This window comes from Hydrogenophaga sp. H7 (genome assembly GCF_002025745.1).
Taxonomy (GTDB): domain Bacteria; phylum Pseudomonadota; class Gammaproteobacteria; order Burkholderiales; family Burkholderiaceae_C; genus Hydrogenophaga; species Hydrogenophaga pseudoflava.
Genome location: NZ_MCIC01000017.1, coordinates 137,668 through 151,812, shown reverse-complemented (window position 1 = coordinate 151,812; position 14,145 = coordinate 137,668). Strand labels below are relative to the sequence as shown.

The following is a 14,145-nucleotide window of genomic DNA, read 5'->3' as shown; positions in this document are numbered from 1 at the left end:
CTTCTGGTGTGGAACATTCTGTCACCGAAGCTGACAGGCCGGAACCAAGCGTGGTCAACGAAACCCGCCGGTTCCCCAAGAAAGCCTCACTCCACCGTCACGCTCTTGGCGAGGTTGCGTGGCTTGTCGACGTCGGTGCCCCGGGCCAGCGCCGTGTGGTAGGCCAGCAGTTGCAGCGGCACCACATGCAGGATGGGTGAGAGCGCGCCGTAGTGTTCGGGCATGCGGATGACGTGGATGCCTTCCCCGCTGCCGATGCGGGTGTCGGCATCGGCCAGCACGTAGAGCACGCCGCCGCGGGCCCGCACCTCCTGCATGTTGCTCTTGAGTTTCTCCAGCAGCGCGTCGTTCGGCGCCACGGTGACCACCGGCATGGCGCTGGTCACCAGGGCCAGCGGGCCGTGCTTGAGCTCGCCGGCCGGGTAGGCCTCGGCGTGGATGTAGCTGATTTCCTTGAGCTTGAGCGCGCCTTCGAGCGCGATCGGGTAGTGCAGGCCCCGGCCCAGGAACAGCGCGTTGTCCATGCGCGCGAAGTCCTCGGCCCAGCTGATGACCTGGGGCTCGAGCGCCAGCACCGCCTGCAGGGCCACCGGCAGGTGGCGCATGGCCTTGAGGTGCGCCGCCTCCTGCTCGTCCGACAGGCGCCCGCGCACCTGGGCCAGCGCCAGCGTCAACAGGAACAGGCCCGCCAGCTGGGTGGTGAAGGCCTTGGTGGAGGCCACGCCGATCTCCACGCCGGCCCGCGTGATGTAGGCCAGGCGGCACTCACGCACCATGGCGCTGGTGGCGACGTTGCAGATGGTCAGCGTGTGCGCCATGCCCAGGCCCTGCGCATGGCGCAGCGCGGCCAGGGTGTCGGCGGTCTCGCCGCTCTGGCTGATGGTGACCACCAGCGTCTTCGGGTCGGGCACGCTGGTGCGGTAGCGGTACTCGCTGGCCACCTCCACCTGGGTCGGGATCTGCGCGATCTCCTCCAGCCAGTACTTGGCGGCACAACCGCTGTAGTAGCTGGTGCCGCAGGCCAGGATCAGCACGCGGTCGATCTGCTTGAAGATGCCGTAGGCGCCGTCGCCGAACAGCTCGGGGGTGACACCGTTCACGCCTTCGAGCGTGTCGCCAATCGCACGCGGCTGCTCGAAGATCTCCTTCTGCATGTAGTGCCGATAGGGGCCAAGTTCGGCGGCGCCGCTGTGCGCCTGCACCGTCTTCACCGGGCGCTGAGCGGCGTCGAAGCTGCGCCCCTGGCCGTCGGTCACCCAGTAGCGGCCCAGCTGCAGGTCCACCAGGTCGCCCTCTTCCAGGTAGACGATCTGGTCGGTCACGCCGGCCAGGGCCATGGCGTCGCTGGCCAGGAAGTGCTCCTTGCCCCCGTCGCCCACCCCCAGGATCAGCGGCGAACCGGCGCGCGCGCCCACCACGCGGTGCGGCTCGTCCTTGTGGAACACCGCCAGCGCGTAGGCGCCGTGCAGTTGCGCCACCGCCGCCTGCAGCGCCGCGAACACGTCGCCTTCGTAGAGCGAATCGATCAAGTGCGCGATGACCTCGGTGTCGGTCTGGCTCTCGAACACATAACCCTTGGCCTGCAGGACTGCGCGCAGTTCGTCGTGGTTTTCGATGATGCCGTTGTGCACCAGGGCGACCCGGCCGGCCGCACCGCTGGCACTGGTGTGCGCCGGGCCATGGCTGAAATGGGGGTGGGCGTTGTGCACCGCCGGCGCGCCGTGCGTGGCCCAGCGCGTGTGGGCAATGCCGGTGCCGCTGGCGATGTGCTCGGCCTTCACCTGCTCGACCAGTTCGGCCACCCGGGCCGTGCTGCGCGCCCGGCGCAGCCCCTCGCTGTGCACCGCCACGCCACAGGAGTCGTAGCCGCGGTACTCCAGCCGCTGCAAGCCCTGGACCAGAACGGGCACCACATCACGCCCCGAAACCCCTGCCACGATGCCGCACATATTGGTTCACTCCATTGGTTGGTATGGGGGCATGGTAGGCACGACAAAAAGAAATAGGCATTCACATATATGCCATCCAGTGCTTGATAATTTCTTCATTTGCTGTGCTTTTGTTTATATTTCACACACTACACATTTATGGAATCGGAATTCCTTGACGCCACCGATCTGAGGCTGCTGGAGCTGCTGCAGACCGACGCCAGCCGACACAACCAGGCCCTGGCCGCCCTGGCCCACGTGTCCCCGCCCACCAGCCTGCGGCGCATCAAGCGCCTGCGGGAAAGCGGGGTCATTGAGCGCGAGGTGGCGCTGCTGCACCCCGACCGCCTGGCACCGCTGATCGGCCATGGCCTGACCACGCTGGTGGAGGTGACACTGGAACGCCAGGGCGCCGAACACCTGAACGCCTTCGAGGCCCATGTGCTGCCCGACCCCGCCGTGCAGCAGTGCTACCGGGTCAGCCCGGGCCCCGATTTCATGCTGGTGGTGCACACCCGTGACATGCCCGCCTACCTCGCGCTGGCACAGCGGCTGTTCACCTCCAGCGCCAACGTGCGCAACGTCAAGGCCTTTTTCAGTGTGAAGCGCGCCAAGTTCGATCCCAGGATCCCGCTGTCCGGCGGCCTCCAGCCCGGCCTGGCCGATTAGTAACAAGGGGTTATTTGCGCCCAGACCACGTAACACCCCACCTAGAATCCCTGCACCAAAAAGTTGCCATTTGCCAACAGTCAGGAGGTTGCATGTTTCCGTTGTGGACCGCGTTCTTGGTCGCCATCGCCCTGGTGGCGGGGGGTGTCTGGGTCTATCGCCGCTACTTCCGCAAGGTCTCCGGGCGCGAGGACCGCTACACCCCCGAGCGCATCCTGACGCCCGAACAGGTGGCCATGCTGGACTATCTGCGCGACACCTTCCCCGACCAGGTGGTGCTGCCCAATGTCCCGCTCCAGAACATGCTGTCTGTGCGGCGCTCGGCCGACATCCAGCGCGCCAAGGAACGGCTGAAGACCCAGAAGGTCGACTTTGTGGTCTGTGACGCCGACGGGCGTGCGGTGTTCGCGTTCGATGTCGAGCAATACCATCTCAGCGACGCCAAGGCCAAGGCCCACCAGGTCAAGATCAAGAACCGCATCCTCAAGACCGCCGGCGTGCGCTTCCTGTTCCTCAAGAACAGCATCCACCGCATGCCCACGCCCAACGACTTCCGCCGCCAGCTCGATCTGGCCGCCCTGCCCCGGCCCAAGGCCCAGGACGGCGAAAGCAACAACGGCGAAAGCGTCCGCCAGCAATTGGAGTCGAAGTTCTCGGAGTTCGACACCCTGGTCTATCCCAGCACCGGCTTCAAGGAGTCCGAGGTGATGGGCCTGAGCGGCCTGATGGAGCTCGGGGAGGCCCGGACAGACCGCAAGTCCCAACACGAGCGGCAGATCGAGGCGGTACGCCGCCGCGCCTGATCCGCCGCGAACGGTCAGCTCTTTTTCTTCGCGGGCCGCTGCCAGTTCGGAATCACCGCCTGGCGCCCGCGCGCCACGCTCAGCGCGCCCGGCGGCGTGTCGCGGGTGATGGTCGAGCCGCCCCCCACCGTCCCTCCAGCGCCGATCGTGACCGGTGCCACCAGCACGCAGTTGCTGCCCACATGCACGTCGGCTTCGATCACCGTGCGGTGCTTGTTGGCGCCGTCGTAGTTGGCAGTGATGCTGCCGGCGCCGTAGTTCACCCGTTCGCCCACGCTCGCATCGCCCAGGTAGGCCAGGTGGTTGGCCTTGGCGCCGTCGGCCAGCGTGGAGTTCTTGACCTCGACAAAGTTGCCGATGTGCACCTCGCGCCCCAGCCGGGCGCCCGGCCGCAGGCGGGCAAACGGGCCGATCAGTGCGCCTTCGCCGACCGACACGCCGGCTTTCTCGCCTTCAATGTGGGTGAACGGATGGATCACCGCACCGGCACCGATCACCGCGTTGGCGATCACGCAATTCGCACCGATGCGCACCCCGGCGCCCAGTTCCACGCGGCCTTCAAACACGCAGTTGACGTCGATTTCCACGTCCTGTCCGCAGACCAGTGCGCCGCGCACGTCCAGCCGCGCCGGGTCGGCCAGGCGCACGCCCTGCTCCATCAGCGCCTCGGCCACGCGCCGCTGGTGCGCGCGCTCCAGCTCGGCCAGCTGCGCCGGGCTGTTGACGCCCGCCACCTGCAGTGCGTCGGTGATGCGGTGCGCCTGCACGGCCACACCGTCGGCCACCGCGAACTTCACCACGTCGGTCAGGTAGTACTCGCCCTGGGCGTTCCGGTTGTCCAGGCGCGCCAGCCAGCCGCGCAGCAGCTGCGTGGGCACGGCCATGATGCCGCTGTAGATCTCGGTGATCGCGCGCTGCGCCTCGCTGGCGTCCTTGTGCTCGACGATCGCGGTCACCGAACCGTCGGTTGCGCGCTCGATGCGTCCGTAACCCGTGGGGTCGGGCATGTCGAGCGTCAGCAGCGCCAGCCGCTGCCCGCCGCTGAGGTTCAGCAGCGCCTGCAGGGTTTCGGGCCGGGTCAGCGGCACGTCGCCCGAGAGCACCAGGGTCACACCGTCGTCGGGCAGCACCGGCACCGCCTGCTGCACCGCATGACCGGTGCCCAGCTGCGGCTCCTGCCGCACAAACTGCAACTTCAGCGCTTCACCCGACTCCAATGCCGGAGCGACCAGGCCGGCTTCCACCTGTGCGGCGCCGTGACCGGTGATCACCACCACCGAACGCGCCGATACCCGGGCGGCCGTGTCGATCACATGCTGGGCCAGTGCACGACCGCCCAGACGATGCAACACTTTGGGCCTGCTGCTCTTCATGCGCGTGCCTTTGCCGGCCGCCATCACCACCACATCCACAGGGAACGACATGAACACCTTTCCTGAGGCCGACAAGGGCACCTCTTCGATGGCGCGGATTATCGCGCGCGCCCTGGTGCTGGGCCTGCTCTCGCTCGTGCTCGTGGGCTGCAGCGCGCTGCGCCTGGCCTACAACCAGGCGCCCAGCCTGGGCTACTGGTGGATCGACGGCTATGCCGACCTGAACGAGGCACAGACGGGCCAGCTGCGGCGCGACATCGATGCCTTCTTTGCCTGGCACCGCACCACGGAACTGCCGGGCTACATCCAGCGCCTGCAGCAGTGGCAGCAGATGGCCCAGACCGACAGCAGCGCCGACCTCGCCTGCACCCAGTTCGATGCCCTGCGCGGCGCCTACCTGCGCATGGTCGACCGCAGCCTGGAGCCCATGGCCCGGCTGGCCCTCACCCTGACCCCTGCCCAGCTGCAGCATCTGCAGAAGAAGTACGACAAGAACAACCGGGAGTTCGAGCAGAAGTACATCCGCGTCAGCGACGAGGAGCGGCTGGACAACCTGATGGACCGTGCCCTGGACCGCTACGAACCCCTGTACGGCGACCTGAGCAATGCCCAGCTGGCCCTGCTGCGCGAGCGCATCCGCAGTTCGCCGTTCGACGCCCAGCGGGTGAACACCGAGCGCCTGCGCCGCCAGACCGATCTGATCCGCACCCTGCGCGAACTGCAAACCGAGCGCGGCGCCACCGTGGCCACCGCCACCACTGCGCTGCGCCGCTGGCACGACCGCGTGATGCACTCGCCCCTGCCCGGCTTCGCCGCCTACAGCGACAACCTGGTGCGCAATGCCTGCGAGCAGTTCGCCGCCGTGCACAACACCACCACGGCGGAACAGCGGCAGCACGCCGTGCGCGTGCTCAAGGACTACGAGCTTGATCTGCGTTCGCTCACCGCGCAGCACTGAAACTCAGGCCAGCAGCCAGACCACCGCCAGCGACATCAGGGTCACGGGCAGGCCGGTGACCACGTGCCGCTTCCAGTCCAGCACGATGCCCTCCCGGGCCGCGAGGTCGGCCACGATCAGATTGGCGATCGAACCCACCAGCAGCAGGTTGCCCGCAAAGGTGCTCACCAGCGCCAGCTGGGCGCCGGCCTGCTGGGGGTCGGCCCCCAGGTGCGGCAGCAGCAGCATCACCGCCGGCACGTTGGACACCAGGTTGGACAGCACCGTGCCCAGCACCAGCAGGGTGCCCGGGTCGGTCAGGTGCACACCCTGGGTGGCCAGCCAGGCGACCGCCTCGGCCGCCAGCCCGGTCTGCTCGAACGCTTGGTTGACGATGAACAGCCCGATGAAGAGCAGCAGCAGCTGCCAGTCGACCGAGCCCATCACATCCGCGGAATGGAAACGGCGGCTGAGCAGCAGCACGGCCGCCCCCACCAGCGCGGCCACGTCGCGGTGCCAGCCGGTGGCCAGGAACACCACCATCAGCACCAGCGCCACGGTCAGCCCCTTGGCCGTCTGCCAGCGGTCGAACGGCGGTTCGTCTTCGGCCCGCCCCGTGCCGCTGGCCGGCCGAACCGCCGCCGCAGCCCCCACACGCGCCCCGGGACCGTAGGCCAGCCAGAGCCAGAGCAGCGCCAGGCTGATGCCCACGGGCAGCAGGGCCTGCCGCATGTAGCCGTCGAACGGCAGGCGCAGCACGGAACCGATCAGCATGTTCTGCGGGTTGCCGATCAGCGTGGCGGCCGACCCGATGTTGGCGGCGCAGGCCAGACCGATCAGGAACGGCACCGGGTTGAGGCCGCGCTGCAGGCACAGGCGCGCGACCACCGGCGTCATGGCCAGGCAGACGATGTCGTTGGAAAACACCGCCGACAGCCCGCCAGCGACCACGATCAGCGCGGCCAGCAGGCCGGCCCGCGACAGCGGCAGCGCCCCCACCCGACGCGTGACCTCGGTGTAGAAGCCGCCCAGCCGCATCTGGGCCGACACCACCATGAAGGCGAACAGCAGCACGATGGTCGGTAGGTCCACCGACCGGGCCGCGTCCTCCACCGCCATGCCGGAAATCGCGATCACGGCGATGGCGCCCAGCAGCGCCACGCCGGACCGGTCCAGTTTCAGGCGCGGCAGACCGCCGAGAAACATGCCCAGATAGACGGTGGCGAAGACCAGAACCACCCCCCATTCCGAGGGCGACGAGACAAAGGAAGACAGCGCAGGCGACATGAGGAGGCTACAGATCGATACACGATTGTCGGCCCTTGTGCGGTAGCTCCCGGACCCCGAATGGGATTACCATCGTTGGCCACCGATCCGGGAGCCACACATGACAACGTTCAGAAACCTGACCTTCTCGAAATTCCTGCTGGCGAGCTTCACGGCGCTGGCACTCACCGGCTGTCTGCCGGTGCCGATTTACGACGTCACCCCCAGCACCGCGCGGGCCGGTACCGAGCTGACCTTCGACGCGTCCGGATCGGTGGTGTCCAACATGCCCGAGGGCAATGTGGCCGTGGGCTGGTCGTGGAGCTTTGGCGACGGCAGCACCGCCAAGGGCGAAACCGTGACCCACACCTACGACAAGGCCGGCATCTACACCATCAAGCTCACCGTGACCGACAGCGCGGGCCGCGAGGCCTCCGTCGAGGACCAGCTGGAGGTGAAGGAGGCGCTGGTGATCGTGGATACGACCAGCGACGACGAGGACACCAGCTCGCCCCCCCCCATCACCAGCACAACGACGCAGTAGCCCTCTTGCGCCAGCCAACAAAAAAGCCGCTGTATTCACAGCGGCTTTTTTGTTGCCGGAGCGACCTCAGGCCTGCAGCGACTTCCACATCTCCATGTCGCGCTCGGCCGTCCAGATGCGCGGGTTCTTGATGCCGCTGGCCTCGTCGTAGGCGCGGCTGACGTCGAACGGCAGGCAGTGCTCGTAGATGAACACGTGGCCGAACACCGGGTCCATGCTCTGGCGGGTGTGGGCCATGGCGGCCTTGAGGTCCATCCTGGCGGCCACGGCTTCCTTGCCGGCCTGGAATAGGGTCGTGACCCAGCGCTTGGTGTAGTCCAGCGCCTTGTTCACGTTGGCGTTGCCCTTCATGGCCTCGCCGCGGCCGGGCACGATGAACTCGGCGTTCAGCGCGCGCAGCGCTTCGAGCGTGGCAGGCCACTCTTCCAGCTGGGCGTCGCCGGTGTAGACGCCGGCTTCGTACTCGACCAGGTCGCCGCTGAACAGCACCTTCTCGTCTTCCACCCAGGCGATGGTGTCGCCGCGCGTGTGGCCGTGGCCCGGACTCCAGATCTGCACCACCACGCCACCCAGGTTGATCGACAGCTTGCCAGGCTTTTCGCCCTGGGTCGGGTCGCCGCCGCCGATCACCATGGTCGGCCAGGTCAGGCCCGGCACCGAGTCGGCACCGCGGAACAGGCGCGGGAAGCGCTCCATCTCGCTCTTCATGTCCTGTTCGCCACGCTCCTGGATCAGCTCCAGCGTGCCCTGACTGGCGATGATCTCGGTCGCACCTTCGGCGAAGTAGGCGCTGGCACCCAGCACGCGCACCGCGTGGTAGTGGGTCAACAGCACGTACTTGATCGGCTTGTCGGAGACGGTGCGGATCTGCCGAATCAGGTCCTTGGCCATGGCCGGGGTGGCGGTGGCGTCGCTGACCATGATGAATTCGTCGCCAATGATGACGCCCGAGTTCGGATCGCCCTCGGCGGTGTAGGCCCAGCAGTGCGGGCTCAGCTGTTCGAACGTGGTCTTTTTGTCCTGCAGATCGGCCTGGGAGGCGAAGGCTTTGCTCATGGGGAGGTCTCCTGTGGGAATGGTCGACATCGGGCGCCGGAGCGCGAACCGAAGAATTTTACCTAATCGAAATTAATTACGGATGGGTAAATCACTAACCCCATGCATCCACAGGGTCAGCCACCCAGGCCCTGCTCCAGCACCGCCACCACCTCGTCGGCGAAGGCGGCGTAGCTCATGGGCCCGCCGGGGCGCAGCCAGGTAAAGGTCCAGTTGATCATGCCGAACAGCATCATGGTCAGCGCGGTCTGGTTGGCCGGCGTCACGCGACCGGGGTAGGCGCGCTTGATGAAGCGGGTGAAGGCCGCCACCACGTCGCGCTGGCGGTTGAGGATCAGCTCGCGCTGGGTGTCGCCCAGGAACTTGGTGTCGGACACCAGGGCCACATGGCGCGTGGCCGAGCTTTCGTATTCCGCCAGAAAGGCCCGCACCAGCGCGTGCAGGGCCTCACGCTCGCTGAGGTTCTGGCGCTGGGCATGGGCCTCGGCCTCGCCGATCAGCGCCAGCAGGCGCTGGGTGTAGCGGTCCAGCAGGTCGAACAGGATCGCTTCCTTGCTCTCGTAGTAGTGGTAGAGCCGCGCCTTGCTGGTGCCGCAGGCGGTGGCGATGTCGTTCATGCTCGCGGCCGGGAAGCTCTGGCGCGCAAAGCACTGGGCAGCGACATCGAGGATTTCCTCGCGTTTGAGATCGTGGGTAGCGGACTTGGGGCGGGCCATGTGGAGATTGTCCACCCCCTCGGGCTTGTCTACGATGCGCCCATGGCGACGAAACCCATCACCGACCCGTTTGTCCTCCACGCCTGCGAGCTGCTCTTGTGTCTGGGCCCTGTGAAGGCGACGCGCATGTTCGGGGGCTACGGCCTGGCGGTGGACGGCATGAACGTGGCCATCATTGCCTGGGACACGCTGTTCCTCAAGACCAACGCCGAGACCGCGCCGCGTTTCCTGGCCGAGGGCGCCCGGGCGTTCGAGTACGAGGCCCGGGGCAAGACCATGAGCCTGCACTACCACACGCCGCCCGAGGAAGCCCTCGAATCGCCGGCGCTGATGGCGCCCTGGGCGCGGCTGGCGCTGCAGGCGGCGGTGGCGGCGCGCCAGCCGGCGCCCCGCCGGGCCAGGCGCCCGTGAGCGCCGTCCGAACGGTGTGCCGTCAGCGCATGCACTCCAGCGGCGACAGCACCCGCCCGCGACCGGCCACCAGGAACTCGCTGTAGCCCAGCAGGCCACGCGCCACCCGGACGAGGGCCCAGACCGCCTGGCCGAAGGCCGCGACCGCCTCGTGCAGCGGCGCCCGCACCTCGCGACCGAAGCGGCTGTCCTGCGCCTGCGCGGCGCCCGACCAGTCGAAGCAGACCGGCCCGTCCGACTCGCGCCGCGACAGCGGCTCCATCACCAGCCGGGCGCCGGCGGGCACCACCATCGATTCGCCGTCCATCAGGAAGCGGTCGCCCGAGTCCTGCGGCGACGGGGCGCCCGGCTCGCCCAGGGTCACCCACACCGGGCCGCGGTGGATGCGCAGCACGGAGGTTTCCTGCGGGCGCAGGCTCATGGCGTGGCCGGGGTGCAGGCGCCAGCCGCCGGCCGGACGGAACGAGGACACAGTGGAAGCAGCAGATGAGGACATGATGGACTCCGGTGACGACAGCATGGGTGCCATCTTCTGTGTTGCAGCGCCGCAAGTCCAATGAAATGGGGCTAAGCTATTGATTCGACAACCGCATCAATCCAGTCCGACCCGTCCGCCCATGTCCCAGGCCCTCACCCCCAGCCATCCGCGCACCCGGCCGATCTCGGCCGGCCACCTGCGCGCCTTCGAGGCGGTGGCCCGCCACCTCAACTTCCGCGCCGCGGCCGAGGAGCTTTCCCTCACGCAGAGCGCGGTCAGCCGGCAGATCCAGTCGCTGGAGGACGAGGTCGGCAGCGCCCTGTTCCTGCGCCACACACGCTCGGTCGAACTCACCGGCGCCGGCACCATCCTGCTGCGCGCGGCGGGTTCGGCGCTGGAGCGGATTGATGCGGCGGTGCGACAGATCCGGCAGAGCGCCGGGCGCCGCAGCGTGGCCATCACCACCTGGGCCTCGTTCGCCTCGATGTGGCTGATTCCGCGCCTGGAGGCCTTCCAGCGCGAGCACCCGGACATCGACATCCGCATCGACGCCACCGACGCCGCGGTCGACCTGGCCACCGCCGACGTCGACCTGGCGCTGCGCTACGCCGTGCCCGACACCATCGCCGCCGGCGCGATCCGGCTGTTCGGCGAACAGCTCACGCCGGTGGCCAGTCCCTGGCTGCTGCGCGAACACCGCATCGCCACGCTGGACGACCTGGCCAAGGTCACGCTGATCGAGGCCGGCGACGCTCACCGCACGCGCCACCTCGAATACCTCACCTGGCAGCGCTGGCTGGACCACTACGCCCCGACGCCCACCGGCAACGCGCGTGCGCGCAGCAAGGCGCGCCTGAGCCCGCAGCGCTGGCTGTACTTCAACTACGCCAGCCAGATCGTGCAGGCCGCCCTCACCGGCCAGGGCGTGGCCCTGGCGCGCATGCCCCTGGTGGCCGAGAGCCTGGCCAGCGGCGACCTGGTCGAGCCGCTGCCGGCCATGCGGCTGGATTCGCCCCTGGTCTACTGGCTGGTGCTGGCACCGCGCAGCAAGACGCGGCCGGAGGTCAAGGCCTTCTGCGACTGGCTGTTGCGCGAGGCCGAGCGGACCAGGGCCGCGATTGGCGACATCCCCGACCCCGACACGGTGGACCACATCGACTGACCCCCAGTGGCGCCCGCGGCCGTCCGCGGCTGGTGCACACTGCGCCGCTTTGCCTCTTCGTTCATGAACTCCGCCGCCCAGCACGCCCAAGGCAATCTCCGCAGCATCGTCAACATGATGCTGGCGGTGATGTTCTTTTCGCTCATGGACGCGGTGCTCAAGACCCTGTCGGCCCACTACCCGCCGCTGCAGATGGCCTGTCTGCGCGGGCTGACCGCGCTGCCGCTGGTGCTGGCCTGGATTCAGTGGCGCCGAGGCTGGGGCCGGCTGCGCAAGCTGCGCTGGTCGCTGCACATCCTGCGCGGCTGCCTGGGCATCACCATGCTCGCGCTGTTCACGCGCGGTGTGAGCGAACTGCCGCTGTCGGCCACCTACACCATCTTCTTCATCGCGCCGCTGCTGATCACCGCGCTGTCGGTGCCGGTGCTCAAGGAGCGTGTGCCCAAGGCGCACTGGTGGGCCATCGGCGTCGGCTTCATCGGCGTGCTGCTGGCGATCCGGCCCAGCGGCGGCGACCTGCAGGCCGGCTTTGCCACGCCCGGCGGTCTGGCCGTGATGACGGCGGCCCTGTGCTACGCCGTGGCCGCTGTCGCGGGTCGTCTGCTCAGCCGCACCGACAGCACCGAGTCGCTGATCCTGACCATGATGATCTTCATGAGCGTCGGCGGCGGCCTGCTGGCCTGGTCCCAGTGGAAGCCGGTGCAGATGGACCACGCCGCGCTGCTGCTGGCGCTGGCGGTCACCGGCTTTCTGGGCCAGCTCACCATCAACGAGGCCTTCCGCAGCGGGCAGGCCAGCGCCGTGGCGCCGTTCGAATACACCGCCCTGGCCTGGGGCGTGGCGCTGGACTGGCTGATCTGGCAGACCCTGCCCGAGGCCCACACCTGGTTCGGCGCCGCCATCATCATCGGCAGCGGGCTCTACCTCGTGCGGCGCGAGAAGCGCATCAGCGAGGTGCACGCCAACGCAGAACACCCCTGAGCCGGGAGCCTGGCGCGGGGCCTCAGCCGAAACGTTCGCGGGTCCAGCCGCTGACCAGCGCCACACCCTGCTGCAGCTGCTCCGGCTGGCCCTGGAAGTAGTGGTTGGCGCCTGCGATCACCCGCATCTGCTTGTCGGCGCTGCCGGCGGCCGCGAACATGATCCCTATGTCGGGCTGGGGCACGGCGTCGTCGGCGCCGTGTTCGATGGCCAGCAAGGGCACCGTGACCCGCCGCGCACAGGCCTCACCATCGGCACGCGAGTCGTCGATGGACCACTGCGACAGCCAGGCGCGCAGCGTCGAGAAACGCGCCATGCCCACCGGCCCGGTGTTCACCGTCTCGGGCACCCCGAGGTAACAACGCCCCACCGGGCGCCCGTTGGGGTCGATGGCCCCGTCCAGAAAGCGCGGATCGGCCAGCGTGCGGTGGGTGACGAAGCCACGCTCCAGTTCGGCGCCGCCGCGGCGCTTCAATTCCGCCAGCGTCTCTTTCACGCGCTGGGTGATGCGCCTCATGCGCGCCAGCTGCGCCGCGCGGTACGCCGCCAGCCAGTCGGCCGGGTACGGCGGCTTCACCGGCAGGTCGGGCGAATAGAGGTCCAGCGCCGGATCGCGCCGGTCCGGGTCGGCCTCATCCAACACGGACGGGTCGATCCAGTCGCGCAGGCACTGGGCGCGCGAGCGGTGAGCCGCCTCCAGCACCACCGCGTCGGCCGGGATCAGCCCGGCGCCCACCAGGTCGACCGGGTCGCCCGCGGGCGTGTGCGTGATCGTCGGCTGCTCGGCCTGCGACTGGTAGAACAGCGCCAGAGAGCCGCCGCCCGACCAGCCCATCAGCACCACGCGACGGAAGCCCAGCACCTCTTTCGCATGGCGCACGCAGGCGCCCATGTCCAGCAGCACCTTCTCCATGATCAGCGCGGTGTCGTTCTTCGCGTAGCGGCTGCCCATGCACAGCACCGGGTGGCCGGCCGCGGCCAGCGCGGGCGGCAGCGGCAGCAGCTGCAGCGTCGAGCTGGGGTGCATCATCAGGAACACCACCTCGCGCGAAGCGCCGGGTCCGCTGATCAGCAGCCCTTCAAGGTTGACCGCCCCCTGGCTGCCCGAAAAACCGTAGGTCTCGGTGAAGGCGCTGGTCTCGCGGTAGGCGATGTGCACCCACTGGTGCTGCAGGTCGCCCACGGCCCTCAGCCCTTGAGCGGCCACATCACGCCAGTGTCCGCCAGGATCGCGTCCAGCGGCACGTCGTGGGTCTCGGGCTCCAGGTCCGGCAGATAGGCGAAGTCGTAGCCCAGGCCGACGGTGAAGGGCTTGGGCCGCAGCGAGGCCAGGGTGCGGTCGTAGAAGCCGCCGCCATAGCCCAGCCGGTAGCCGCCCGGCCCGAACCCCACGCAGGGCACGAAAATCAGCGTCGGTTCGATGATCTCGGTGTCCTTGGGCTTGGGAATGCCGAAGGCGTCTTCCTCCATCGGGCAGCCGGGGTACCAGCTGTAGAAGGTGAGGGTCTTGTCGACCTTGTTGACCACCGGCAGGCCGATGCGGCGGTGCCGCGCGGCGCTCTGCGCGTCCTCCTCCAGCCCGGCCTCCTGCCAGCGGAACAGCGCCGGCAGCGGGTCGAATTCACCCTTGATCGGCCAGTAGGCGCCGATCACGGTGTCGGGGCGGTGGATCAGCCAGACCCGCATCACGCGCTGCAGCAGGTCGTTGCGCCAGGCGCGATCCGCGAGACTCTGCCGCTTGTCGATCAGCTGCTTGCGCCAGGCGGTTTTGGGGCCTTGCGAGGCCGGGTCTTTCGCGGAGCTGGAGGGCTTGTTGTCCAT

15 protein-coding genes are annotated in these 14,145 nt (G+C 68.4%); 7 read left to right on the top strand and 8 right to left on the bottom strand.

Annotation, left to right across the window (positions count from 1 at the left end; translation table 11 throughout):
• Window positions 1-86: 86 nt before the first annotated feature.
• A complete protein-coding gene (glmS, locus tag BC358_RS16405) occupies window positions 87-1,949 on the bottom strand; it encodes a glutamine--fructose-6-phosphate transaminase (isomerizing) (RefSeq protein WP_079366673.1) in 1,863 nt (620 codons plus the stop codon).
• A gap of 138 nt (window positions 1,950-2,087) precedes the next feature.
• Here glmS and BC358_RS16400 point away from each other — a divergent pair, with 138 nt between their 5' ends.
• Both BC358_RS16400 and BC358_RS16395 read left to right on the top strand, forming a co-directional pair.
• Complete coding sequence (locus BC358_RS16400) at window positions 2,088-2,597, top strand: Lrp/AsnC family transcriptional regulator (protein WP_079366672.1); 510 nt, start codon at window positions 2,088-2,090, stop codon at window positions 2,595-2,597.
• A gap of 92 nt (window positions 2,598-2,689) precedes the next feature.
• Window positions 2,690-3,400: a DUF2726 domain-containing protein gene (locus tag BC358_RS16395; protein WP_066154980.1), complete on the top strand. Its 711-nt coding sequence runs from the start codon at window positions 2,690-2,692 to the stop codon at window positions 3,398-3,400.
• Window positions 3,401-3,414: 14 nt separating this feature from the next.
• Here the strand turns inward: BC358_RS16395 and glmU are convergent, their stop codons facing one another.
• The gene (gene glmU / locus BC358_RS16390) at window positions 3,415-4,824 is read right to left on the bottom strand and encodes a bifunctional UDP-N-acetylglucosamine diphosphorylase/glucosamine-1-phosphate N-acetyltransferase GlmU (protein ID WP_079366671.1); all 1,410 of its coding nucleotides are present in this window, start codon (window positions 4,822-4,824) and stop codon (window positions 3,415-3,417) included.
• On the opposite strand from glmU, the gene BC358_RS16385 reads away from it, so the two are divergent.
• Window positions 4,823-5,731, top strand: coding sequence for a DUF6279 family lipoprotein (locus BC358_RS16385; RefSeq protein WP_079366670.1), 909 nt, complete (start codon window positions 4,823-4,825; stop codon window positions 5,729-5,731). The two genes, glmU and BC358_RS16385, sit on opposite strands and share 2 nt — an antisense overlap.
• A 3-nt stretch (window positions 5,732-5,734) precedes the next feature.
• Here BC358_RS16385 and BC358_RS16380 read toward each other — a convergent pair whose 3' ends face one another.
• A complete protein-coding gene (locus tag BC358_RS16380) occupies window positions 5,735-6,997 on the bottom strand; it encodes an SLC13 family permease (RefSeq protein ID WP_079366669.1) in 1,263 nt (420 codons plus the stop codon).
• A gap of 100 nt (window positions 6,998-7,097) precedes the next feature.
• Between BC358_RS16380 and BC358_RS16375 the strand changes: the two genes are divergently transcribed.
• Window positions 7,098-7,520: a PKD domain-containing protein gene (locus BC358_RS16375; protein WP_079366668.1), complete on the top strand. Its 423-nt coding sequence runs from the start codon at window positions 7,098-7,100 to the stop codon at window positions 7,518-7,520.
• A gap of 66 nt (window positions 7,521-7,586) precedes the next feature.
• Here BC358_RS16375 and BC358_RS16370 read toward each other — a convergent pair whose 3' ends face one another.
• Both BC358_RS16370 and BC358_RS16365 read right to left on the bottom strand, forming a co-directional pair.
• Window positions 7,587-8,576 (bottom strand): MBL fold metallo-hydrolase, encoded by a 990-nt coding sequence (locus BC358_RS16370; protein ID WP_066154996.1) that lies wholly within the window; start codon window positions 8,574-8,576, stop codon window positions 7,587-7,589.
• Window positions 8,577-8,692: 116 nt separating this feature from the next.
• Window positions 8,693-9,292, bottom strand: coding sequence for a TetR/AcrR family transcriptional regulator (locus BC358_RS16365; RefSeq protein ID WP_079366667.1), 600 nt, complete (start codon window positions 9,290-9,292; stop codon window positions 8,693-8,695).
• A gap of 42 nt (window positions 9,293-9,334) precedes the next feature.
• Between BC358_RS16365 and BC358_RS16360 the strand changes: the two genes are divergently transcribed.
• Complete coding sequence (locus BC358_RS16360; RefSeq protein ID WP_079366830.1) at window positions 9,335-9,703, top strand: TfoX/Sxy family protein; 369 nt, start codon at window positions 9,335-9,337, stop codon at window positions 9,701-9,703.
• Between the two features lie 22 nt (window positions 9,704-9,725).
• Here BC358_RS16360 and BC358_RS16355 read toward each other — a convergent pair whose 3' ends face one another.
• Window positions 9,726-10,199: a DUF2917 domain-containing protein gene (locus BC358_RS16355; RefSeq protein WP_179130093.1), complete on the bottom strand. Its 474-nt coding sequence runs from the start codon at window positions 10,197-10,199 to the stop codon at window positions 9,726-9,728.
• A gap of 121 nt (window positions 10,200-10,320) precedes the next feature.
• Here BC358_RS16355 and BC358_RS16350 point away from each other — a divergent pair, with 121 nt between their 5' ends.
• Together BC358_RS16350 and BC358_RS16345 are read left to right on the top strand one after the other, a co-directional pair.
• A complete protein-coding gene (locus BC358_RS16350; RefSeq protein ID WP_079366665.1) occupies window positions 10,321-11,343 on the top strand; it encodes a LysR substrate-binding domain-containing protein in 1,023 nt (340 codons plus the stop codon).
• 63 nt (window positions 11,344-11,406) lie between these two features.
• On the top strand, window positions 11,407-12,324 hold the full coding sequence (locus BC358_RS16345) for a DMT family transporter (protein ID WP_079366829.1): 918 nt from the start codon (window positions 11,407-11,409) through the stop codon (window positions 12,322-12,324).
• Window positions 12,325-12,346: 22 nt separating this feature from the next.
• On the opposite strand, the gene BC358_RS16340 is transcribed toward BC358_RS16345, so the two are convergent.
• Window positions 12,347-13,531, bottom strand: coding sequence for an alpha/beta hydrolase (locus BC358_RS16340; protein ID WP_256861546.1), 1,185 nt, complete (start codon window positions 13,529-13,531; stop codon window positions 12,347-12,349).
• Window positions 13,513-14,145 carry a 5-formyltetrahydrofolate cyclo-ligase gene (locus tag BC358_RS16335; RefSeq protein WP_079366664.1) on the bottom strand — a complete coding sequence of 211 codons (633 nt, stop codon included), beginning with the start codon at window positions 14,143-14,145 and terminating at the stop codon, window positions 13,513-13,515. The genes BC358_RS16340 and BC358_RS16335 overlap by 19 nt, the downstream gene beginning before the upstream one ends.